The sequence below is a fragment of the Streptomyces sp. NPDC002386 genome, assembly GCF_053593175.1.
In genome coordinates, this window is record NZ_JBSFBX010000002.1 from 486,693 (window position 1) to 508,883 (window position 22,191).

The 22,191-nt window shown below is 71.2% G+C and carries 18 protein-coding genes and 1 tRNA gene; 10 read left to right on the forward strand and 9 right to left on the reverse strand.

Annotation, left to right across the window (positions count from 1 at the left end):
- Positions 1-122: 122 nt before the first annotated feature.
- The 4 genes from hisC to cydD all read left to right on the forward strand — a co-directional run bounded on the left by hisC (position 123) and on the right by cydD (position 7,558).
- Positions 123-1,202, forward strand: a complete 1,080-nt coding sequence (gene hisC / locus ACWCPN_RS06360; protein ID WP_451202777.1) for a histidinol-phosphate transaminase — start codon at positions 123-125, stop codon at positions 1,200-1,202.
- A gap of 245 nt (positions 1,203-1,447) precedes the next feature.
- Complete coding sequence (locus tag ACWCPN_RS06365; RefSeq protein ID WP_451202780.1) at positions 1,448-2,956, forward strand: cytochrome ubiquinol oxidase subunit I; 1,509 nt, start codon at positions 1,448-1,450, stop codon at positions 2,954-2,956.
- A 15-nt stretch (positions 2,957-2,971) separates the two neighbouring features.
- Entirely contained in the window at positions 2,972-3,976 is a 1,005-nt protein-coding gene (gene cydB / locus ACWCPN_RS06370) for a cytochrome d ubiquinol oxidase subunit II (RefSeq protein ID WP_199211193.1), read from the forward strand.
- Between the two features lie 60 nt (positions 3,977-4,036).
- A complete protein-coding gene (cydD, locus tag ACWCPN_RS06375) occupies positions 4,037-7,558 on the forward strand; it encodes a thiol reductant ABC exporter subunit CydD (RefSeq protein WP_451202783.1) in 3,522 nt (1,173 codons plus the stop codon).
- 40 nt (positions 7,559-7,598) lie between these two features.
- On the opposite strand, the gene ACWCPN_RS06380 is transcribed toward cydD, so the two are convergent.
- The 6 genes from ACWCPN_RS06380 to ACWCPN_RS06405 all read right to left on the reverse strand — a co-directional run bounded on the left by ACWCPN_RS06380 (position 7,599) and on the right by ACWCPN_RS06405 (position 13,864).
- Positions 7,599-8,486, reverse strand: a complete 888-nt coding sequence (locus tag ACWCPN_RS06380) for a Cof-type HAD-IIB family hydrolase (protein ID WP_451202785.1) — start codon at positions 8,484-8,486, stop codon at positions 7,599-7,601.
- An 82-nt stretch (positions 8,487-8,568) separates the two neighbouring features.
- Positions 8,569-9,471: an LLM class flavin-dependent oxidoreductase gene (locus ACWCPN_RS06385; protein WP_451202787.1), complete on the reverse strand. Its 903-nt coding sequence runs from the start codon at positions 9,469-9,471 to the stop codon at positions 8,569-8,571.
- A gap of 105 nt (positions 9,472-9,576) precedes the next feature.
- Complete coding sequence (locus ACWCPN_RS06390; protein WP_451202790.1) at positions 9,577-10,125, reverse strand: RNA 2'-phosphotransferase; 549 nt, start codon at positions 10,123-10,125, stop codon at positions 9,577-9,579.
- A gap of 122 nt (positions 10,126-10,247) precedes the next feature.
- Complete coding sequence (locus ACWCPN_RS06395; protein ID WP_451202792.1) at positions 10,248-11,195, reverse strand: MerR family transcriptional regulator; 948 nt, start codon at positions 11,193-11,195, stop codon at positions 10,248-10,250.
- Between the two features lie 75 nt (positions 11,196-11,270).
- A complete protein-coding gene (locus ACWCPN_RS06400) occupies positions 11,271-13,025 on the reverse strand; it encodes an SDR family oxidoreductase (RefSeq protein WP_451202795.1) in 1,755 nt (584 codons plus the stop codon).
- Positions 13,022-13,864: a M24 family metallopeptidase gene (locus ACWCPN_RS06405; RefSeq protein WP_451202797.1), complete on the reverse strand. Its 843-nt coding sequence runs from the start codon at positions 13,862-13,864 to the stop codon at positions 13,022-13,024. Before ACWCPN_RS06405 ends, ACWCPN_RS06400 begins: the two co-directional genes overlap by 4 nt.
- Before the next feature lie 239 nt (positions 13,865-14,103).
- Here ACWCPN_RS06405 and ACWCPN_RS06410 point away from each other — a divergent pair, with 239 nt between their 5' ends.
- The 6 genes from ACWCPN_RS06410 (at position 14,104) to ACWCPN_RS06435 (ending at position 18,293) form a co-directional block, all read left to right on the forward strand.
- Positions 14,104-15,069: an ABC transporter ATP-binding protein gene (locus ACWCPN_RS06410; protein ID WP_451203048.1), complete on the forward strand. Its 966-nt coding sequence runs from the start codon at positions 14,104-14,106 to the stop codon at positions 15,067-15,069.
- On the forward strand, positions 15,059-15,976 hold the full coding sequence (locus ACWCPN_RS06415) for an ABC transporter permease (protein ID WP_451202800.1): 918 nt from the start codon (positions 15,059-15,061) through the stop codon (positions 15,974-15,976). Before ACWCPN_RS06410 ends, ACWCPN_RS06415 begins: the two co-directional genes overlap by 11 nt.
- The gene (locus tag ACWCPN_RS06420; protein ID WP_365121943.1) at positions 15,973-16,884 is read left to right on the forward strand and encodes an ABC transporter ATP-binding protein; all 912 of its coding nucleotides are present in this window, start codon (positions 15,973-15,975) and stop codon (positions 16,882-16,884) included. Before ACWCPN_RS06415 ends, ACWCPN_RS06420 begins: the two co-directional genes overlap by 4 nt.
- Positions 16,885-16,893: 9 nt before the next feature.
- Positions 16,894-17,613 carry an ABC transporter permease subunit gene (locus tag ACWCPN_RS06425; protein WP_199211184.1) on the forward strand — a complete coding sequence of 240 codons (720 nt, stop codon included), beginning with the start codon at positions 16,894-16,896 and terminating at the stop codon, positions 17,611-17,613.
- A gap of 88 nt (positions 17,614-17,701) precedes the next feature.
- Positions 17,702-17,944, forward strand: a complete 243-nt coding sequence (locus ACWCPN_RS06430; RefSeq protein WP_199211183.1) for an SGM_3592 family protein — start codon at positions 17,702-17,704, stop codon at positions 17,942-17,944.
- Positions 17,945-18,206: 262 nt separating this feature from the next.
- Positions 18,207-18,293 (forward strand) — tRNA-Ser (locus ACWCPN_RS06435).
- 270 nt (positions 18,294-18,563) lie between these two features.
- On the opposite strand, the gene ACWCPN_RS06440 is transcribed toward ACWCPN_RS06435, so the two are convergent.
- The 3 genes from ACWCPN_RS06440 to pheA form a co-directional block, all read right to left on the reverse strand.
- Positions 18,564-19,367 (reverse strand): HAD family hydrolase, encoded by an 804-nt coding sequence (locus ACWCPN_RS06440; RefSeq protein ID WP_199211182.1) that lies wholly within the window; start codon positions 19,365-19,367, stop codon positions 18,564-18,566.
- Positions 19,364-20,641, reverse strand: a complete 1,278-nt coding sequence (gene serS, locus ACWCPN_RS06445) for a serine--tRNA ligase (RefSeq protein ID WP_392293062.1) — start codon at positions 20,639-20,641, stop codon at positions 19,364-19,366. Before serS ends, ACWCPN_RS06440 begins: the two co-directional genes overlap by 4 nt.
- 552 nt (positions 20,642-21,193) lie before the next feature.
- A complete protein-coding gene (gene pheA, locus ACWCPN_RS06450; RefSeq protein WP_365121951.1) occupies positions 21,194-22,126 on the reverse strand; it encodes a prephenate dehydratase in 933 nt (310 codons plus the stop codon).
- Between the last annotated feature and the right edge of the window lie 65 nt (positions 22,127-22,191).

Sequence of the window (22,191 nt, forward strand, 5' to 3'; positions counted from 1 at the left end):
CGGAAGAGGCTGGACTCCCGTCGTCCCGCACCTGTACGCAGCGGGGCCGAATCCTCATAAGGTGTGGAGTATTGGAAGCCGGCGGCGTCGACGGGCCGCCGGTGGTCGCGAGGAGGACTGCGGTGAGCGAGACGAGCCCCAAGCTGCGCGCCGAGCTGGAGGGTATCCCCACCTACAAGCCGGGCAAGCCGGCCGCGGCCGGCGGGCCGGTCGCCTACAAGCTGTCCTCCAACGAGAACCCGTATCCCCCGCTGCCCGGCGTGATGGAGAGCGTGACCGCGGCCGCCGCCAACTTCAACCGCTACCCGGACATGGCCTGCAGCGGGCTGATGGAGGAGCTCTCGGAGCGGTTCGCCGTCCCGCTCGCCCACCTCGCCACCGGCACGGGTTCGGTGGGCGTCGCCCAGCAGCTGATCCAGGCGACCAGCGGGCCCGGTGACGAGGTGATGTACGCCTGGCGCTCCTTCGAGGCGTACCCGATCATCACGCAGATCAACGGGGCGCGCTCGGTCCAGGTGCCGCTGACCCCCGGCGACGTCCACGACCTGGACGCCATGGCGGACGCGATCACCGAGCGGACGCGTCTGATCTTCGTCTGCAACCCCAACAACCCGACCGGCACGGTGGTGCGACGGGCCGAGCTGGAACGGTTCCTCGACCGGGTGCCCAAGGACGTGCTGGTGGTCCTGGACGAGGCCTACCGCGAGTTCATCCGCGATCCCGAGGTGCCGGACGGCGTCGAGCTGTACCGGGAGCGGCCCAACGTCTGCGTCCTTCGCACGTTCTCCAAGGCCTACGGTCTCGCCGGGCTGCGCGTCGGTTTCGCGATCGCCCACGAGCCGGTGGCGGCGGCGCTGCGCAAGACGGCGGTGCCGTTCGGTGTCAGCCAGCTCGCGCAGGAGGCGGCGGTCGCCTCCCTGCGGGCCGAGGACGAGTTGCTGGGCCGGGTCGGCTCGCTGGTGTGCGAGCGCACGCGCGTGGTCGACGCGCTGCGCACCCAGGGGTGGACGGTGCCGGAGACCCAGGCCAACTTCGTGTGGCTTCGGCTGGGGGAGCGCACGCTCGACTTCGCCGCGGCCTGCGAGGAGCACGGTGTGGTGGTCCGGCCGTTCCCGGGTGAGGGTGTGCGGGTGACGGTCGGCGAGACCGAGGCCAACGACATCTTCCTGAAGGTGGCGGAGGCGTTCCACCGGGAGATCTGAGAACGCGTGGCCGCGGCCGGAGTACCGGCGGCCTCGTCCGGGCCCCGCCATGTGCGGGGCCCTTCTCGTTGATCCGTTCTGCCGGGAAACCCCGTGGGGGTACCCCCTTGCGGTTACCGAATATCAGTGCGTCATAATGGCTTGTGAATGTGAACGCGTTCACAAGCGCGTCCCGATTGCTCTGTTTGTGCGTGACAAAAGGAGCAAACCGCCGCTGTACCCGGCGTAGTAAGGAGAGTGACGACGTGGACCTGGCTCTGGCGCCGGAGACACTGGCGCGCTGGCAGTTCGGCATCACCACCGTCTACCACTTCCTGTTCGTCCCCCTGACGATCTCCCTGGCCGCCCTCACGGCCGGGCTGCAGACGGCGTGGGTGCGCACGGAGAAGGAGAAGTACCTTCGGGCGACGAAGTTCTGGGGCAAGCTCTTCCTGATCAACATCGCGATGGGTGTGGTCACCGGCATCGTGCAGGAGTTCCAGTTCGGCATGAACTGGTCGGACTACTCGCGCTTCGTCGGGGACATCTTCGGTGCCCCGCTCGCCTTCGAGGCCCTGATTGCCTTCTTCTTCGAGTCCACGTTCATCGGCCTGTGGATCTTCGGCTGGGACAAGCTGCCCAAGAGGATCCACCTGGCCTGCATCTGGATGGTGTCGATCGGCACGATCCTGTCGGCGTACTTCATCCTCGCCGCCAACTCCTGGATGCAGCACCCGGTCGGCTACAAGATCGACAAGGTGCGGGGACGGGCCGAGCTGACCGACTTCTGGGCCGTACTGACCCAGAACACCGCGCTGAGCCAGGCTTTCCACACCCTGTCCGCGGCCTTCCTGACCGGTGGCGCCTTCATGGTGGGCATCGCCGCCTACCACCTGGCCCGCGAGAAGCACGTCCGCGAGATGAAGACCTCACTGCGGCTCGGCCTGATCACCGTGGTCATCGCCGGTCTGCTCACCGCGGTCAGCGGTGACGTGCTGGGCAAGGTCATGTTCAAGCAGCAGCCGATGAAGATGGCGGCCGCCGAGGCGCTGTGGGACGGCCAGGCACCCGCGCCGTTCTCCGTCTTCGCCTACGGCGACGTGGACAAGGGCCACAACAGCGTGGCCGTCGAGATCCCGGGCCTGCTGTCGTTCCTCGCCAACGACGACTTCAGCTCGTACGTGCCCGGCATCAAAGACGTCAACAAGGCGGAGCAGCAGAAGTTCGGGCCCGGCGACTACCGGCCCAACATCCCGGTCGCCTTCTGGGGCTTCCGCTGGATGATCGGCTTCGGCATGGCCTCCTTCACCATCGGCCTCGCCGGTCTCTGGCTGACCCGCAAGAGGTTCATGCTGCCGCAGCACCTACGGGTGGGCGACGACGAGGTGCCGCACCTGGTCCTGTTCCGGAACAAGGCGCTCGGTCCGAAGCTGACCCCTTGGTGCTGGCGGTTCGCGATCTGGACCCTGGCGTTCCCGCTGATCGCCAACTCCTGGGGATGGATCTTCACGGAGATGGGCCGGCAGCCGTGGGTGGTCTACGGCGTCCTGCAGACCCGTGACGCGGTCTCCCCCGGTGTCTCCCAGGGCGAGGTCCTCACCTCGATGCTCGTCTTCACCGCGCTGTACGCGGTCCTCGCCGTCGTAGAGGTCAAGCTGCTCGCGAAGTACGTCAAGGCCGGCCCGCCCGAGCTGACCGAGGCCGACCTCAACCCGCCCACGAAGATCGGCGGCGACACCCGTGACGCCGACAAGCCGATGGCCTTCTCGTACTAGGCCGAGGGGACAGTCATGGAACTTCACGACGTCTGGTTCGTCCTGATCGCCGTCCTGTGGACCGGCTACTTCTTCCTGGAGGGCTTCGACTTCGGGGTCGGCATCCTCACCAAGCTCCTGGCCCGGGACCGGCCGGAACGGCGGGTGCTCATCAACACCATCGGGCCCGTCTGGGACGGCAACGAGGTGTGGCTGCTCACGGCGGGCGGCGCGACCTTCGCCGCCTTCCCGGAGTGGTACGCCACCCTCTTCTCCGGCTTCTACCTGCCGCTGCTCGCCATCCTGGTCTGCCTGATCGTGCGGGGCGTCGCCTTCGAGTACCGGGCCAAGCGGCCCGAGGAGAACTGGCAGCGCAACTGGGAGACGGCCATCTTCTGGACCTCGCTCGTCCCGGCGTTTCTGTGGGGCGTGGCCTTCGGGAACATCGTGCGGGGCGTGAAGATCGACCGGCACTTCGAGTACGTCGGCAGCCTCCTGGATCTGCTCAACCCGTACGCCCTGCTCGGTGGTCTGGTGACGCTGACGCTGTTCACCTTCCACGGGGCGGTGTTCACCGCACTGAAGACCGTGGGCGACATCCGGGTGCGGGCGCGGAAGCTGGCGCTGAAGGTCGGGCTCGTCACCGCCGTGGTGGCGCTCGCCTTCCTGCTGTGGACGCAGGCCGACAGCGGTGACGGCAAGAGTCTGGTGGCGCTGATCGTGGCGGTCGCCGCACTGGTGGCTGCGCTGGCGGCCAACCAGGCGGGGCGTGAGGGCTGGTCGTTCGCCCTGTCCGGCGTGACGATCGTGGCCGCTGTGGCGATGCTCTTCCTGTCGCTCTTCCCGAACGTCATGCCGTCCACGCTCGACGGCGACTGGAGCCTCACGGTCACCAATGCCTCGTCGAGCCCGTACACCCTGAAGATCATGACGTGGTGCGCGGCCGTCGCCACGCCGCTCGTGCTGCTCTACCAGGGGTGGACCTACTGGGTGTTCCGCAAGCGGATCGGCACGCAGCACATAGCCGACGCCGCGCACTGAGACCCGCCGAGGGTGTGTTTCACGTGAAACACACCCTCCGGACGGAAGGGCATGTTTCACGTGAAACCGATCGATCCGCGCCTGCTGCGACACGCCCGCGCCACCCGCCTCTTCCTGGTGGCCGTCGTCGCTCTGGGAACCGTCGGGGCCGTGCTGGTCATCGCCCAGGCGATGCTCATCGCCGAGGTGGTCACCGGGGCGTTCCAGCACGGTCAGGCGGTCGCCGAACTCCGCACTCCCCTGCTGTCGCTGGCCGCCGTGGCCGTGGGCCGGTCGATCATCGCGTGGCTCACTGAACTCGCCGCGCACCGCGCCAGCGCGGCCGTGAAGTCGGAGCTGCGTGGACGCGTTCTGGACCGAGCGGTTCAGCTCGGTCCCGGCTGGCTCGGCGGGCAGCGGACCGGTTCCTTGGTCACCCTGGCCACGCGCGGAGTCGACGCCCTCGACGACTACTTCTCCCGCTATCTTCCGCAGTTGGGGCTCGCGGTGGTCGTCCCGGTGGCCGTGCTGGCGCGCATCGTCACCGAGGACTGGGTGTCCGCGGCGATCATCGTCGGCACCCTGCCGCTCATCCCTCTCTTCATGATGCTGATCGGCTGGGCCACCCAGTCCCGGATGGACCGTCAGTGGCGGCTGCTGTCCCGGCTGTCCGGTCACTTCCTGGACGTGGTCGCCGGGCTGCCCACGCTGAAGGTGTTCGGCCGGGCCAAGGCGCAGGCCGAGTCCATCCGGCGGATCACCGGTGAGTACCGCCAGGCCACCATGCGTACGCTGCGCGTCGCCTTCCTCTCCTCGTTCGCCCTGGAGTTGCTGGCCACGCTCTCGGTCGCGCTGGTCGCCGTGACGATCGGCATGCGTCTCGTGCACGGCGACATGGACCTGTACACCGGGCTGGTCATCCTGGTGCTGGCCCCCGAGGCCTATCTGCCGCTGCGCCAGGTGGGGGCGCAGTACCACGCGGCGGCGGAGGGGCTCGCCGCGGCGGAGGAAATCTTCGCCGTGCTGGAGACACCGGTTCCGGTGTCGGGCACCGCAGCGGTACCTCCGGGCGCCATCACCTTCGACGCGGTGACGCTCCGCTACCCGCAGCGCTCGGCCGATGCCCTGACGGACGTGTCCTTCACCGTCGAGCCCGGTGAGACCGTGGCCCTGGTCGGGCCGAGCGGCGCGGGCAAGACAAGCCTGCTGAACATGCTGCTGGGCTTCGTCCGTCCCACCGAGGGCCGGGTGCGCGTCGGCGGGACCGACCTCGCCGGCATCGACCTCGAGGAGTGGCGCTCGCGGATCGCGTGGGTGCCGCAACGGCCGCACCTGTACGCCGGGACCATCGCGGAGAACGTACGGCTGGCCCGGCCGGACGCGGACGACACCGCTGTGCGCCGGGCACTGCGGGACGCGGGCGCGCTGGAGTTCGTGGACGCGCTGCCCGAGGGTGCCGGGACGGTGCTCGGGGAGGACGGGGCGGGACTGTCCGCCGGTCAGCGCCAGCGGCTCGCGCTGGCCCGTGCCTTCCTCGCCGACCGGCCCGTACTGCTGCTGGACGAGCCGACGGCCGCGCTGGACGGGGCGACGGAGGCCGATGTCGTGGCGGCGGTGCGCCGGCTGGCGGTCGGCCGTACGGTGCTGCTGGTGGTGCACCGGCCGGCGCTGCTGGAGGTGGCGGACCGGGTGGTCCGGCTGAACCTTTCCGCGCCGCCCGTCGTCGGGACGGCCGATGCCGGGACGCTCGCGGCGGCCAGGGCGGCCGACACGTCCGACCCCGTGCGCTCGGTCGAGGCCGGCGGCCCTGCCGGGGCCGGGCCGGAGCCGGAGACCGGGGTCCCGGCACCGCGCGGCCGGACACTGGCCCGGGTACGAGGCCTCGCGGGCCCCCGGCGCGGCCGGCTGCTGCTCGCGCTGCTGCTCGGCGGCCTGGCACTCGGCAGCGCCGTCGGACTGATGGCCACCTCGGGCTGGCTCATCTCGCGGGCTTCGCAGCATCCGCCGGTGCTCTATCTGATGGTGGCCGTGACGGCGACGCGGGCGTTCGGGATCGGCCGTGCCGTCTTCCGGTACGCCGAACGGCTCGTCTCGCACGACGCCGTGCTGCGGATGCTGGCAGACACCCGGGTCGCGGTGTACCGGCGGCTGGAGCGGCTGGCACCCGCCGGGCTGCGGATGGCCCGCCGTGGCGATCTGCTCACCCGCCTGGTCGCCGACGTGGACGCGTTCCAGGACTACTGGCTGCGCTGGCTGCTGCCCGCCGGGGTCGCGGCCGCCGTCTCCACGGTGTCCGTCGCCTTCACGGCCTGGCTGCTGCCCGAGGCCGGGGCCGCCCTCGCCGCCGGCCTCCTCACGGCCGGCGCCGGTGTCCCCATGGTCACCGCAGCCGCGGCCCGGCGCGCCGAGCGCCGACTGGCGCCCGCCCGCGGTGCGCTCGCCACCCGGGTCACCGACCTGCTCACCGGCACCGCCGAGCTGACCGTCGCCGGCGCCCTGCCGGCCCGTACCGCGGCGGCCCGGCGGGCCGACGGCACCCTCACCCGGATCGCCGCGCGCGGCGCGGCCGCCACCGCACTCGGCGACGGGCTCACCGCGCTGGTCTGCGGGCTGACCGTCGCCGCGACCGCGCTGCTCGGTGCCCAGGCGGTGGCCGCGGGCCGGCTCGGCGGAGTGGCGATGGCCGTGGTGGTGCTCACCCCGCTGGCCGCCTTCGAGGCCGTCCTGGGGCTCCCGCTCGCGGTGCGCCACCGCCAGCGGATGTGCCGGAGCGCGGAGCGGGTGTTCGAGGTGCTCGACGCCCCGGAACCCGTCACCGAGCCGGACCGGCCGCGGCAGGCGCCCCTCTCGCCGTTCCCCCTCGTGGTCCGGGACCTCACCGCCCGCCACCCGGGTCAGCGGAGCGACGCCCTCGACGGGCTGGACCTCACCCTGGAACGCGGACGGCGGATCGCCGTGGTCGGTGTGTCCGGCTCCGGCAAGACGACCCTCGCCCAGGTGCTGCTGCGGTTCCTCGACGCCGGGGCGGGCTCGTACACGCTCGCCGGTGTGGACGCCTACGCCCTGGAGGGCGACGACGTGCGGCGGCTCGTCGGACTGTGCGCCCAGGACGCCCACCTCTTCGACAGCACGGTGCGCGAGAACCTGCTGCTCGCCCGGAAGGACGCCGGCGAGGCCGACCTGCGGGACGCGCTGTCCCGGGCCCGGCTGCTGGACTGGGTGGACGGGCTGCCGGACGGCCTGGACACGCTCGTCGGCGAGCACGGGGCGAGGCTGTCCGGCGGGCAGCGTCAGCGTCTCGCCCTGGCCCGGGCGCTGCTGGCCGACTTCCCGGTGCTCGTTCTGGACGAGCCCGCCGAGCATCTGGACCTGCCGACGGCCGACGCGCTCACCGCGGACCTGCTGTCCGCCACCGAGGGCCGTACGACCTTGCTGATCACCCACCGGCTGGCCGGGCTCGACGCGGTGGACGAGGTGGTCGTGCTCGACGAGGGCAGGGTGGTGCAGCGGGGACCGTACGCGGAGCTGGCCGCCGTGGACGGGCCGCTGCGGGCGATGGCACGGCGGGAGGCGGCCGCGGAGTCGCTGATGGCGGCGCGCTGAGGGGCGCGCCGGAACCGGTACGGCCGGCGCCGGACGGAGGTCAGTCCCGTCCGGCGAGCATCCGCTCGATGACGATCGCCACGCCGTCCTCGTTGTTGGCGACCGTACGGCCCGAGGCGGCCGCGATGACGTCCGGGTGGGCGTTGCCCATCGCGTACGACCGGCCGGCCCAGGTCAACATCTCGACGTCGTTGGGCATGTCGCCGAAGGCGACGACCTCCTCGTGCGAGATGCCGCGTTCGGCGCAGCACAGGGCGAGGGTGCTGGCCTTGGACACGCCCGGGCCGCTGAGTTCCAGCAGGGCGCTGGGGCTGGAGCGGGTGACGTTGGCGCGCTCGCCGACCGCCGGCCGGGCCAGGTTGAGGAAGGCGTCCGGGTCGAGCTCGGGGTGGTAGGCGAGGATCTTGAGCACCGGCTGGTCGGAGTCCGGGCCGTCGGCTGCGAGGAGCTCCTCCGCGGGCAGCAGGTTGTCCGGCGTCTCCATGTGCAGCTTGGGATAGGCGGGCTCCTGGTGGAAGCCGTACGTCTGCTCGACCGCGAAGACCGTGCCGGGTGCCGCGTCGCGCAGCAGCCGTACGGCGTCCAGCGCGTTGCGACGGGCCAGTTCGCGCACCTTCACGAACCGGTGTGTGCCCGGTCCGCCGTGCAGGTCGACCACGGCGGCGCCGTTGCCGCATATCGCCAGGCCGTGGCCGTGCACGTGCTCGCTGACGACGTTCATCCAGCGGGCCGGCCGGCCGGTGACGAAGAAGACCTCGATGCCCGCCTCCTCCGCGGCCGCCAGCGCGGCGACCGTCCTCGGGGAGACCGACTTGTCGTCGCGCAGGAGAGTGCCGTCGAGGTCGGTGGCGATCAGCCGCGGCCGAAAGGCGGCGGCCGGGGTCCCGGGCTGTCTGGTCGCTGAGGTCACCGGGCCATTCTGGCGCATATGCCCGCACGCCCGTGCGGGAGTCCGCACAGATGAGTCCACCGACACACCACGGTTGGCCGGCGGACGTCTCCGTCACCGATCAGGACAGCTGGGCGAGCCCTTCCATCGCGATCCGCTCGAAGACCTTCTCGTCGGCGGCGAAGTCGGAGTCCGGGATCGGCCAGTGGAGCACGATCTCGGTGAAGCCCAGCTCCCGGTGACGACCCGCGAAGTCCACGAAGGCGTCCAGCGACTCCAGCGGCCTGCCGCGGTCCGGAGTGAAGCCGGTGAGCAGCACCTTGTCCAGCTCGGCCACGTCCCGGCCGGCCTCCGCGCAGGCCTCGGCCAGCTTGGCCGTCTGCCCGCGCAGTGCGGCGACGGACTCCTCCGGGGTGCCGTTCTCGTACAGCTTCGGGTCGCCGGTGGTCACCCACGCCTGTCCGTACCGTGCGGCGAGCCGCAGTCCGCGCGGGCCGGTGGCCGCCACGGCGAAGGGCAGTCGGGGCCGCTGCACGCAGCCGGGGATGTTGCGCGCCTCGACCGCCGAGTAGAACCGGCCCTCATGTGTCACGGAGTCCTCGGTGAGCAGCCGGTCGAGCAGTGGCACGAACTCGGCGAACCGGTCGGCACGCTCACGCGGCGTCCACGGCTCCTGGCCGAGGGCGGTGGCGTCGAAGCCGGTGCCGCCCGCGCCGATGCCCAGGGTCAGGCGCCCGCCGGAGACGTCGTCGAGGGAGATCAGTTCCTTGGCGAGGGTCACCGGGTGCCGGAAGTTCGGGGAGGTGACCAGCGTGCCGAGACGCAGCCGGTCGGTGACGCCCGCCGCGGCGGTCAGGGTCGGCACGGCACCGAACCAGGGGCCGTCGCGGAAGCTGCGCCAGGACAGGTGGTCGTAGGTGTACGCGGTGTGGAAACCGAGCTCCTCGGCCCGTACCCAGGCCGCACGGCCGCCCTCGCTCCAGCGGCGGTACGGCAGGATCACGGTGCTCAGACGCAGACTCATGGGTCCGAGCGTACGGGGACGGCTCGGCAATGGCCGAAATCGGTCACTGTGTGTGGCCGCCGGGCGACGGGGTGAGCGGGCCGGTGCGGGGGTGCGGGCCGGGGGTCACTGCGCGGCGGGGAAGCGCAGGTAGCGGGGTGGTACCGCGCGGGTGAGCCACACCCCGTTCGCGCTGACGTGGAATACGTGGCCGTCGCGGTGCATGGCGCCCGCGTCCACGGTGAGGACGACGGGCCGGCCACGGCGGGCGCCGACCCGGGTCGCGGTCTCGCGGTCGGCGGACAGGTGGACGTCGTGCCGGTTCATGGGCCGCAGGCCCTCGGCGCGGATCCCGTCCAGGCTGCGGGCGACGGTGCCGTGGTAGAGGTACGGCGGCGGGGGCACGGAGGGCAGGCCGAGGTCGACCTCGACGCTGTGTCCCTGGCTGGCGCGGATCCGGGTGCCCTCGACGGCGAACCGCCGCTTGTCGTTGACGGCCACCACGTGGTCGAGTTCCTCGCGGGTGAGGCGGAATCCGTGCGCGGAGGCCGCGGCGATCAGTGTGTCGATCTCGACCCAGCCGGCCGGGTCCAGCGTCAGGCCGATGCGCTCGGGCTGGTGGCGGAGGTGTTTCGAGAGGTACTTCGACACCTTCACGGTGCGTCTGTCGTCCATCTCTCCAGGGTGCGGGAGAGACACGGATCACGCAGGTTGTTTTTCTTCTTGAGGTTTGATCCACAGGCAACTCGCGTTATCCACAGGCTATTTGGAGAAGGTGTGGACAACGGGCGGGTGGTTCATGGGGTTTGATCAACTACTGTTCTGCCGTGTCGCTTTGTGATCATGTTGTCCAAAGCCCTTGCCCTGAACTCCCGTTCGGTGGACAGAGCTATGAAGGTGGATGCGTGCTCCCGGCCAACCAGGGCCTCGACAGCGCTGATCACATCCTCGGGCAGCTCGACGGACCGCCTGTCCTCCGTCGACTGCGACGGAGGGTCGGGGGCGAGGCCCTCCCGGAGGTGCCGCACCGCGAACGTCCGCATCGCGCGCGCCAGTTCGGCGTCCACCGTCTGCCTGGCCAACGGGCGCAGCCGGCGCACCAGCGAGGCCGCTTCGGCCGCGTGCGCGTCCGTGCGGTGCGCGGGATCGTCCAGGTAGCGGGCGAAGACGTGCTCGGTGGTGAACTCCAGGAAACGGGCCGCGATGTGCTCGATGTCGCCACGCAACTCCCGCAGATGGCCAGCGATCGCTGAAAGTGGTACACCCGCGGCGTGCAACTCGGCTGCCACATAGAGCTCTTGGGGGCTGGGAACGAGGAACGTGTCAGGGTCGTCCAACACCGGTTCGAGCACACCCAGTTCGAGGGCCTCGCTCACGGCGTCCTCGTCGGGGGCACCGCTGAAGCGGCTGTTGAGCTCCGCGCGGGTGACGCGGGCCGGCTGCTCGTCGGTCCACGGGCCCTCCACCTCCGTGGCCAGCCCCAGGACCCCGCCCAGGCCGCGTCCGGTGTCCCAGGCGTCCAGGAGTTCCCCTATCGACGCGAGGGTGTAGCCGCGGTCCAGGAGATGGGTGATCTGGCGGAGGCGGGTGAGGTGGAGGTCGGAGTAGAGGTTGGCCCGGCCCTGGCGCTGCGGACGGGGGAGGAGGTTCTTGTCCTGGTAGGCGCGGATGGTCCGCACGCTGGTGCCGGAACGGTGGGCCAAGTCCTCGATGCGGTAGGTCTTCCGGGGCGGCAGGTCGGTCATGTGGACGTCCTTGGCTGGTTGCCGGAGCCGGCCGGGCGGCTGAGCGGTGCCCGTGACGGATCCGGCGGTCGGGCCTCACAGTTTCGGGTTCACGCGGGCCAGCCTTCGCAGTGCTCCCGGCATGAAGCGGGACAGGAGGTGGGCGCCTCGGGCCTCCGGGGTCACCGGGACCACCGCCCGGTTGCGGGTCACCGCGTCCAGGACGGCGTCCGCGACCTTCTCCGGGGGGTAGTTGCGCAGCCCGTACAGGCGGGCCGAGCGCTGCTGACGGCGGCGTTCCTCCGCTTCGTCGACGCCGGTGAAGCGGGCCGTGGCGGTGATGTTGGTGTTGACCAGTCCCGGGCAGACGGCCGTGACCCCGATCTCCTGTTCGGCGAGTTCGGCCCGCAGGCACTCGGAGAGCATGAGGACCGCCGCCTTGGAGGTGCTGTAGGCGGGCAGCGCGCGGGACGGCTGATAGGCGGCCGCCGAGGCGATGTTGACGATGTGGCCGCCCTGTCCGCGCTCGGCCATGCGCGCGCCGAAGAGCCGGCAACCGTGGATGACGCCCCACAGGTTGACGTCCAGGACGTTGCGCCAGTCGTCGGTGGTCGTGGTGAGGAAGGAGCCCGAGAGGCCGATGCCCGCGTTGTTGACCAGCACGTCCAGCACGCCGTAGGTGCTGTGCACCCGCTCGGCCAGCTTCTCCATGGCCTGCTCGTCCGAGACGTCCGCCGTCTCCGCCCAGGCCTCGGGGGCCCCGATCAGCCGGGACAGTTCGGCGGTGCGGGCGGCCGCCTCGGCGTCGCGGTCGACGGCCACCACGCGCGCCCCGGCCTCCGCGAAGGCGAACGCCGTGGCCCGGCCGATGCCGCTGCCCGCGCCGGTGACGAGCACCAGCCGGCCGCCGAATCGGTCCGCGTGGCGGCCGGTGGCCTTCGTCTCCGGCCGGCCGCCCTCGACGCTCGTGACGAACTCCTCGATCCATGACGCCACCTGGTCGGGCCGGGTGCGCGGGATCCAGTGCTTGGCGGGCAGTGTGCGGCGGGTCAGCCGCGGTACCCACGCGTCCAGGTCGTCGTAGAGCCGCTCCGACAGGAACGCGTCGCCCAGGGGTGTGATGAGCTGCACGGGTGCGTGCGCGAACGCGTCCGGGCGGGGCCTGCGCAGGCGGGCGCGGACGTTGTCCCGGTACAGCCAGGCGCCGTGCGCGGCGTCGGAGGGCAGGGACGCGGTCGGGTAGTCGCCGGTGGGGATCTTCTCGGCCCGCTCCAGGATCCGGGGCCAGCGCTTGCCGAGCGGGCCCCGCCAGGCCAGTTCCGGCAGGGCGGGGGTGTGCAGCAGGTAGACGTACCAGGACTTGGCGCCCTGGCCGAGGAGCTGGCCCACCCGGCGGGGCGTCGGACGCCTCACGCGCGCGTTGATCCAGTGCCCGAAGTGGTCGAGGGACGGTCCGGACATGGAGGTGAAGGAGGCGATGCGGCCTTCCGTGCGGCCCACCGTGACGAACTCCCAGGACTGCACCGAGCCCCAGTCGTGGCCCACCAGGTGCACCGGCCGGTCCGGGCTCACCGCGTCCACCACGGCCAGGAAGTCGTCGGTGAGCTTGGGCAGGGTGAAACCACCGCGCAGCGGCCGGGGTGCCGTGGAGCGGCCGTGGCCCCGGACGTCGTACAGCACCACGTGGAAGCGGTCGGCCAGGCGTGCGGCCACCTCCGACCAGACCTCCTTGCTGTCCGGATAGCCGTGCACCAGCACCACCGTGGGCGCCCGCGGATCGCCCAGCTCGGCCACGCACAGCTCGACCCCGCCGGTCCGCACCCGGCGCTCACGCGCCCCCTTCAGTGTCATTTCGCCTCCGCCCAGCGCCGCACGTGCGGCAGATCGTCGTCCAGCCAGAAGGCGCTCTCCCCGGGGTCCCGGGAGTCGGTGACCACCAGGATCTCCTCGAACTTCGCGCCCGTGCCCCGGAATCCGAGGTGAGGTTCGACCGCCCACAGGCCCGGCTGCGGCGGGTGGTCGGAGAAGCGGTACGGCGACCACAGGGGCGACCAGCCCTCGCGGTGGCCGTGCAGGGCGTCGGCGGCGAGCCCCTTGAGGGACTGCGTGCCGAACCCGAACAGGTACGGGGAGAAGCGGCGGGCCTTCACCCGGTCCACCTTGTGGGCGATCACCCCGAAGGGATACGCGCGGTGCCGGTTGGCGTAGCCCTGCCGGACCATGAGCCGGTCCACGTCCTGGTAGATCTCGCGCAGCGGTCGCCGCTCGCGCACCTCCCGCAGGATCAGCTCGCGGTGCGCCTCCAGATCCGCCATCAGCCGGTCCTGCACCGGATTGACGCCGAGCGAGCCCGAGTATCCGATGTCGGCGGTGCATCCCTCGAAGACCGGGGCCATGTCCAGGATGAACGGCATCCCGGGTTCCAGCCGGCGGCCGGTCGGGAAGAACTGCAGCGGCACGCGGAAGTCCACGAACGCGGTGCGGTCGCCGAACCAGGCGAAGGGCAGGTGGAACCAGTCCCGCACCCCGCGCTCACGCAGCCATTCGCGCTGCATCCGGGCCGCCTCGCGCTCGGTGACGCCCGGCTCCAGACGCGCCGCGACCGCCTCCGCGCACTCGTAGGCGAGGCGCTGCACCCGCCTGAACCCCCGCAGCTCCGCGGAGAGTTCGCTGCTCACCACCGTTGTCATGCCGCCCCGTCCGTCGACTGCGGTACGCGTCCGTAACTTGACACTGGTGAATGTGACAGTTGTTAGAGGCGGCGTCAATAGGGTGGATCAGGAGCTGTGGACGACGGCGGGCGAGTCGCCGCCGGGTAGGTCCGGGGCAGGGGATCGCTCAGGGTCCCGTCCTACTCGAGTCTGACGTGAAGACGGCTCTGAGGTCTGACGACCGGGGTGTCCGGCGTCACTACCTTCGAAGCGTGACTGTGATCGCGACCGAAAGCCTGAGCAAGCGGTTCCCCCGGGTGACCGCGCTCGACCGGCTGTCCATGGACATCGGACCCGGTGTGACCGGACTCGTCGGAGCCAACGGCGCCGGCAAGTCCACCCTGATCAAGATCCTCCTGGGTCTGTCCCCCGCCACGGAGGGCCGCGCCGCCGTGCTCGGCCTGGACGTGGCGACCGAGGGCGCCGCCATCCGCGAGCGGGTGGGCTACATGCCGGAGCACGACTGCCTGCCGCCCGACGTCTCGGCCACCGAGTTCGTCGTGCACATGGCGCGCATGTCCGGTCTGCCGCCCACCGCCGCGCGCGAGCGCACCGCGGACACGCTGCGCCACGTCGGCCTGTACGAGGAGCGCTACCGCCCCATCGGCGGCTACTCCACCGGCATGAAGCAGCGGGTGAAGCTGGCCCAGGCCCTGGTGCACGACCCCCGGCTGGTGTTCCTGGACGAGCCGACCAACGGCCTCGACCCGGTCGGCCGGGACGAGATGCTCGGCCTGATCCGCCGCATCCACACCGACTTCGGCATCTCGGTCCTCGTCACCTCGCACCTCCTGGGCGAGCTGGAACGCACCTGTGACCACGTCGTCGTCATCGACGGCGGCAAGCTGCTGCGCTCCAGCTCCACCACCGACTTCACCCAGACCACGACCACCCTCGCGATCGAGGTCACCGACAGCGACAGCCATCCGGACGGCACCCGCGCGGTCCGCGAGGCGCTCCGCGCGCGCGGGGTGGACACCCACGACGAGGGCGCCGGCCTGCCGGGCGCCGGACACATCCTGCTGCTGACCGCCCCGGGCGAGGAGACGTACGACCTGGTCCGCGACGTCGTCGCCGACCTCGGTCTCGGGCTGGTGCGCATGGAGCAGCGCCGGCACCACATCTCCGAGGTGTTCACCAGCAGCGACGAGCAGCGGAAGGAGGCCGTCGGCCATGGCGGTTGAGCAGCCCGCGCCGGTGACCGCCGGCGGCGACCAGTCCCGTATCCACGACATCGGCTACCGCGGCTACGACGGCCCCCGCCTGGGCCGCGGCTACGCCCGCCGCTCGCTGTACTCGCAGTCCCTGCGCGGCGCCTACGGCCTCGGCCGCTCGGTGAAGTCCAAGGTGCTGCCGATGCTGCTGTTCGTGGTGATGTGCGTACCCGCGGCCATCATGGTGGCCGTCGCGGTGGCCACCAAGGCGCACGAACTGCCGCTCGCCCACGCCTACACCCGCTGGGCGATCGTCATGCAGGCGGTGATCAGCCTGTACGTCGCCTCGCAGGCGCCGCAGTCCGTCTCCCGCGACCTGCGCTTCAAGACCGTGCCGCTGTACTTCTCGCGGCCCATCGAGACCGCCGACTACGTGCGGGCGAAGTTCGCCGCGCTCGCCTCGGCCCTGTTCGTCCTCACCGGCGCTCCCCTGCTGGTGATGTACGCGGGCGCGCTGCTGGCCAAGATGGGCTTCGCGCACCAGACCGAGGAGTTCGCCCAGGGGCTGGTCTCCGTGGCCCTGCTCTCACTGCTCTTCGCCGGGATCGGCCTGGTCATCGCCGCCGTCACCCCGCGCCGCGGGTTCGGCATCGCCGCCGTGATCGCCGTACTGACCATCTCCTACGGAGCCGTCTCCACGCTCCAGGCCATCGCCGACGTGCAGGGCAGCACCGGTGCCGTGCCGTGGATCGGCCTGTTCTCGCCGGTCACCCTGGTCGACGGCGTCCAGTCCGCGTTCCTCGGCGGCAGCTCCGGCTTCCCCGGCGGCACCGGCCCGTCCAGTGGCGAGGGCGTGGTGTACGTCCTGGTCGTGTTCGGCCTGATCGCCGCGTGCTACGCCCTCCTGATCCGCCGCTACAAGAAGGTGGGGCTGTGACGACCCTCAGCATCGACCACGTCTCCCGCTGGTTCGGCAACGTGGTCGCCGTCAACGACATCACCATGACCATCGGCCCCGGCGTCACCGGCCTGCTCGGCCCGAACGGCGCCGGGAAGTCCACCCTCATCAACATGATGGGCGGCTTCCTCGCCCCCTCCACCGGCTCGGTCACCCTCGACGGGCAGCCGGTGTGGCGCAACGAGGCCATCTACAAGCACATCGGCATCGTCCCCGAGCGGGAGGCGATGTACGACTTCCTCACCGGCCGCGAGTTCGTCGTCGCCAACGCCGAACTGCACGGACTCGGCGCGAAGGCCGCCCAGCGGGCGCTCGCCACGGTCGAGATGGAGTACGCGCAGGACCGGAAGATCTCCACGTACTCCAAGGGCATGCGCCAGCGGGTGAAGATGGCCTCCGCGCTGGTCCACGACCCCTCCCTGCTGCTGCTCGACGAGCCGTTCAACGGCATGGACCCGCGCCAGCGCATGCAGCTCATGGACCTGCTGCGGCGGATGGGCGACGAGGGCCGCACGGTGCTGTTCTCCTCGCACATCCTCGAGGAGGTCGAGCAGCTCGCCCGGCACATCGAGGTCGTCGTCGCCGGACGGCACGCCGCCAGCGGCGACTTCCGCAGGATCCGCCGCCTGATGACCGACCGGCCGCACCGCTACCTGGTCCGCTCCAGTGACGACCGCGCCCTCGCGGCCGCGCTGATCGCCGACCCGTCGACGTCCGGCATCGAGGTCGACGTCGCCGAGGGCGCGCTGCGCATCCAGGCCGTCGACTTCGGCCGCTTCACCGCACTGCTGCCGAAGGTCGCCCGGGACCACGGCATCCGGCTGCTCACGGTCTCGCCGTCCGACGAGTCCCTCGAGTCCGTCTTCTCGTACCTGGTCGCGGCGTAGGAGGCCCTGATGTACGACCCCACCGTCGCCCGGCTCACCTACCGGGCCCTGCTCGGCCGCCGCCGGGCCCTCATCCTCGGCGCGCTGCCGCTGCTGCTGCTCGTGATCTCCGTGGCGGTCCGTGCCCTGACCGGCGCCGACGACCAGACGGCCGCCGACGTCCTCGGCGGCTTCGCGCTCGCCACCATGGTGCCGATCATCGGAGTCATCGCCGGCACGGGCGCGATCGGCCCGGAGATCGACGACGGCTCCGTGGTGTACCTGCTGTCCAAGCCGCTGAAGCGGCCGACGATCATCATGACCAAGCTGATCGTCGCCATCGCGGTGACCATGGTGTTCTCCGCCGTGCCCACCATGCTCGCGGGCCTGATCCTGAACGGCAACGGACAGCAGATCGCCGTCGCCTACACGGTGGCGGCGCTGGTCTCCTCCATCGCCTACTCGGCGCTGTTCCTGCTGCTGGGCACGGTGTCCCGGCACGCCGTGGTCCTCGGGCTCGTCTACGCGCTCGTCTGGGAGGCCCTGTTCGGCTCCCTGGTGCCGGGCGCGCGCACGCTGAGCGTCCAGCAGTGGTCGCTCGCCGTCGCCCAGAAGCTCGCCGGCGGCGACCTGGTCACCTCCGACGTCGGCCTGACGACGGCCACGGTGCTGCTCGTCGTGGTCACCGTCCTGGCCACCTGGTACGCCGGCCAGAAGCTGCGGGCACTGAAGCTGGCGGGCGAGGAGTAGGCCCGTGGGGCCCCGGTCGTCCTTGACGGGGCCTTCACCTCCGCGCGGGCACACTGGACGGAGCGGATGTACGGCTGGGAGGCCGCGGATGGCTGAGCGGACACCGGAGCACGGCGGAGCCGGGCGGGCCGGGGGCGACGACTGGGACGAGACCGTCCTGGACGAGGCGTTCGTTCGGGCCGCGGAGACCTCCGAACCGTCCGCGCGGGCCCGGATGCTCGCCGCCCGCTGGCGCGCCGAGTCGCCCGAGCCGCAGCCCTGGCGGTCGGACGAGCCGCCCGCGGGGTGGTTCTTCGGCAAGGCGCGCAGACGCAGGTGGCGGCGCCGTTAGGACGGACGCGGTCCCGGTTATTCGGTGGCGCCCAAGTCCCGTGCGGGGCAGAGTGGTTGTGCCCCAACCGCCGGGACGGTCCCGGCGTCGCGGACCGGGAGAGGAGCCGGGCGATGTCCATGCACGACAGTACGCCCAGCTCCCGTCAGGGCAGCCCGAGGCGGGCTCCGGAGTGATCGCCACAGCTCCGTAGAGCTCATGGGGGCTGCCCGGGGCGGCCGCTTCGAGCACGCGATGTCGCTCTCGCGTGGGCCGCCCACCCGGAGGATTGGCCGAGTGGCAAGGCACCGGCTTGCTAAGCCGTGGTCGGGTGTGAGAGCCCGCGCACGTTCGATTCGTGCATCCTCCGCGAGACGTTGTCACTGGGACTTGGGTGGGTTGTCGGTTTGCGGTGACTGGATTGGGTGGGCGCGGTTCTGCTGAGGGTTGCGCCGTGGGGTCTGGGGCCGTGGCTGGGTGCGGCGGTGTGGTGGCTGGTCGCGCGGTTCCCCGCGCCCCTGGGGTGGTTGGCCGGAGTTTTCTGAGGGCTGTGCCTTGGAGGCCGGGGTCGAGGTGCCGCGGGGTTGTGGCTGGGCGCGCGGTTCCCCGCGCCCCTGAGCGGGGCGCGGGGAGCGGTGGGCTACGGGAGCAGGCGCTCCAGGACCGCTGCGATGCCGTCCTCCTCGTTGGAGGTGGTGACCTCGTCGGCCACTGCCCTGAGCTCCTCGTGGGCGTTGGCCATGGCCACGGAGTGGGCGGCCCAGGCGAACATCGGGATGTCGTTGGGCATGTCGCCGAAGGCGATCGTGTCGGCGGCCTTCAGGCCCAGCCGGCGGGCGGCCAGGGAGAGGCCGGTGGCCTTGGACAGACCGAGCGGCAGCAGCTCCACGATGCCCGCGCCCGCCATGGCCACCGTGACGAAACCGCCGGCCACGCGCCGGGCCACGTCCGCCAGCTCGTCGTCGCCGAGCGTCGGATGCTGTATGTAGACCTTGTTCAGCGGCGCGGACCACAGGTCGGCCGCGTCCGTGAACGGGGTGGCGGGCAGGTTGCCCGTGACCGCGTAGCCCGGGCCCACCAGCACCTCGCCCTCCAGGCCGTCCCGGCTCGCCGCCAGGTACAGCGGGCCCACCTCCGCCTCGAGCTTCGCCAGCGCCACGCCCGCGAGCTGCCGGTCCAGGGTGACCGAGGTCAGCAGGCGGTGCGCGCCGGCGTCGTACACCTGGGCGCCCTGGCCGCAGACGGCGAGGCCGTCGTAGCCGAGGTCGTCCAGGATGTGGCGGGTCCAGGGGACCGCGCGGCCGGTGACGACGATGTGGGCCGCGCCCGCCGCGGTGGCCGCGGCGAGCGCGTCACGGGTGCGCCGTGAGATCGACTCGTCGGAGCGCAGGAGTGTTCCGTCGAGGTCGGTCGCGATCAGTCGGAACGGGAATCCGGCGCTCACTTGGCGACCGGCTCCAGGACCTCCCGGCCGCCCAGGTACGGGCGCAGCACCTCGGGGACCCGGACGGAACCGTCGGCCTGCTGGTGGTTCTCGAGGATCGCCACGATCGTGCGCGGTACGGCGCACAGGGTGCCGTTGAGCGTGGCCAGCGGGCGGACCTGCTTGCCGTCGCGCATGCGGATCGACAGGCGGCGGGACTGGAACTCGGTGCAGTCCGAGGTCGAGGTCAGCTCGCGGTACTTGCCCTGGGTCGGGATCCACGCCTCGCAGTCGTACTTACGGGAGGCCGAGGCGCCCAGGTCGGCGGAGGCGACGTCGATGACGCGGAAGGGCAGCTCCAGCGAGGTCAGCCACTGCTTCTCCCACTCCAGCAGGCGCTTGTGCTCCTGCTGGGAGTCCTCGGGAGTCACGTAGGAGAACATCTCGACCTTGTCGAACTGGTGCACGCGGAAGATGCCCCGCGTGTCCTTGCCGTGCGAGCCGGCCTCGCGGCGGAAGCAGGGCGAGAAGCCCGCGTACCGCAGCGGCAGCCGGTCGGCGTCGATGATCTCGTCCATGTGGTAGGCCGCCAGCGGGACCTCGGAGGTGCCGACCAGGTACAGGTCGTCCTTGTCGAGGTGGTAGACGTCCTGGGCCGCCTGGCCGAGGAAGCCGGTGCCCGCCATGGACTGCGGGCGCACCAGCGCCGGGGTCAGCATCGGGGTGAAGCCGGCCGCGGTGGCCTGCGCGATCGCCGCGTTCACCAGGGCCAGCTCCAGCAGGGCGCCGACACCGGTGAGGAAGTAGAAGCGGGAGCCGGAGACCTTGGCGCCGCGCTCGACGTCGATCGCGCCGAGCACCTGGCCGAGCTCCAGGTGGTCCTTGGGCTCGAAGCCCTCGGCGCCGAAGTCGCGGATGGTGCCGTGCGTCTCCAGCGTGACGAAGTCCTCCTCGCCGCCGACGGGCACGTCGGGGTGGACGAGGTTGCCGAGTCGCTGCAGCAGCTGCTGGGTCTCGGTGTCGGCCGCGTCGCGCTCGGCGTCGGCGGCCTTGACATCGGCCTTGAGCTGCTCGGCGCGCGCCAGCAGCTCGGCCTTCTCCTCCGGAGTGGCCTTGGGGATCAGCTTGCCGAGCGACTTCTGCTCGGCGCGCAGCTCGTCGAAGCGGACGCCGGAGGACCTGCGCCGTTCGTCGGCAGACAGGAGGGAGTCGACGAGCGCGACGTCCTCTCCACGGGCGCGCTGGGACGCGCGCACACGGTCGGGGTCCTCACGGAGCAGGCGAAGGTCAATCACGCGGGCAAGGCTACCGGTGCGAGCTCGCAGGTCACGACTCACTATTGCGACTCGCGCCTTACGTGCCGTTTCAGGGCAATTGCGCAGAGTGGTGGAGGCTGTCAAGAAAAGGTGTCTCAATCCCTGGAACGTGGCGGTCGGCGGATTCCCGGTTGACCGGATTTCCTTGTGGAGGGCGGCACTTGGAGGGGCCGTTGTCCACAGCGATCCACGCCCTCGGGATAGTTATCCACAGGCTGTGCGGAAAGTCTGTGGATCCCGGAATTGATCACTCCGGAAGTTTCGGCCGGACGAAGGAATTCTCGCCTCAAGCAGGGGTGACACCTACTTTCGAGTGGAAAGGGGTCGCCCCAAAAGATGAACCAAAGGAAACGGGTGGACGAAGGGTGACGTGCGGGACGGTGGCCGCAAGGGGCACTTCCAGGGCGATTTGTCGACGGGATCGCTCGCCCTTGTCGACTTGTCCCCAGGTCGAGAAGCGAACCTGTGGATAACTTCTGTGGATAACGAAGATATGCAGGTAGGACTGACCGGTGGCAGTCTACGGCCGCCTCAGAACCGGCCGTCCTGGCAACGCGCCACCCAGTCGGCGGCCGCCACGAACTCCTTGTCCGAAGTGCCCGGCGGGGTGTCCCGGGCCTCGCCGGGAAGGATGTCGGCGCGCGGATAGGAACCGAGGAACCGCACCTGGAGGCAGATCCGCTTCAGCCCCATCAGCGTCTCGGCCATCCGCCGGTCGGAGATGTGCCCCTCGGCGTCGATGCAGAAGCAGTAGTTGCCGATGCCGGCGCCGGTCGGCCGGGACTGCAGCAGCATGAGGTTGATGCCCCGGCTGGCGAACTCCCCCAGCAGGTCGCGCAGGGCGCCGGGGTGGTCGTCCCGCTGCCACAGCACCACCGAGGTCTTGTCGGCGCCGGTCGGTGCCGCGGGCCGGGCCGGGCGGCCGACGAGCACGAAGCGGGTCTGCGCGTTCTCCGCGTCGTGGATGCCGGTCTCCAGGGCCTCCAGGCCGTACCGGGCGGCGGCGAACTCGCCCGCGAACGCGGCGTCGTACTGGCCCTCCTGGACCAGCCGCGCCGCGTCCGCGTTCGAGGCGGCCGACTCCCAGTGGACGTCCGGCAGGTTCGCCTTGAGCCAGTTGCGGACCTGCGGCTGGGCCGCCGGGTGCGCGGAGACCGTCTTGATGTCCGCCAGCCGGGTGCCGGGCCGGACCAGCAGCGCGAAGGTGATCGAGAGCAGCACCTCGCGGTAGATCGTCAGCGGTTCGCCCGCGACCAGCTCGTCCAGGGTGGTGGTGATGCCGCCCTCGACGGAGTTCTCGATCGGCACGAACGCGGCCTCGGCCTCGCCGGCCCGCACCGCGTCCAGTGCGGACTGCACGGACACGTAGGGCATCAGCTCCCGCGTCGCCGCCTCCGGAAGCGTGCGCAGGGCGACTTCGGTGAAGGTGCCCTCGGGACCGAGATACGCATAGCTCGCTGGCATGTCCTCACCCTAATGGGCGCCGGGGCGCACGGCTTCCGTGTCTCGTCGACGCCACTCGACCGGGT

Excerpts from the sequence above, each read along its gene's own strand:
- ACWCPN_RS06400 (WP_451202795.1), bottom strand. The coding sequence starts at position 13,025 with ATGACACTGAAGGGGGCGCGTGAGCGCCGGGTGCGGACCGGCGGGGTC.
- pheA (WP_365121951.1), bottom strand. The coding sequence starts at position 22,126 with ATGCCAGCGAGCTATGCGTATCTCGGTCCCGAGGGCACCTTCACCGAA.
- ACWCPN_RS06430 (WP_199211183.1), top strand. The coding sequence starts at position 17,702 with ATGGCTGAGCGGACACCGGAGCACGGCGGAGCCGGGCGGGCCGGGGGC.
- ACWCPN_RS06390 (WP_451202790.1), bottom strand. The coding sequence starts at position 10,125 with ATGGACGACAGACGCACCGTGAAGGTGTCGAAGTACCTCTCGAAACAC.
- ACWCPN_RS06380 (WP_451202785.1), bottom strand. The coding sequence starts at position 8,486 with ATGCGCCAGAATGGCCCGGTGACCTCAGCGACCAGACAGCCCGGGACC.
- cydB (WP_199211193.1), top strand. The coding sequence starts at position 2,972 with ATGGAACTTCACGACGTCTGGTTCGTCCTGATCGCCGTCCTGTGGACC.
- ACWCPN_RS06395 (WP_451202792.1), bottom strand. The coding sequence starts at position 11,195 with ATGACCGACCTGCCGCCCCGGAAGACCTACCGCATCGAGGACTTGGCC.
- ACWCPN_RS06385 (WP_451202787.1), bottom strand. The coding sequence starts at position 9,471 with ATGAGTCTGCGTCTGAGCACCGTGATCCTGCCGTACCGCCGCTGGAGC.
- ACWCPN_RS06415 (WP_451202800.1), top strand. The coding sequence starts at position 15,059 with ATGGCGGTTGAGCAGCCCGCGCCGGTGACCGCCGGCGGCGACCAGTCC.
- ACWCPN_RS06405 (WP_451202797.1), bottom strand. The coding sequence starts at position 13,864 with ATGACAACGGTGGTGAGCAGCGAACTCTCCGCGGAGCTGCGGGGGTTC.
- ACWCPN_RS06425 (WP_199211184.1), top strand. The coding sequence starts at position 16,894 with ATGTACGACCCCACCGTCGCCCGGCTCACCTACCGGGCCCTGCTCGGC.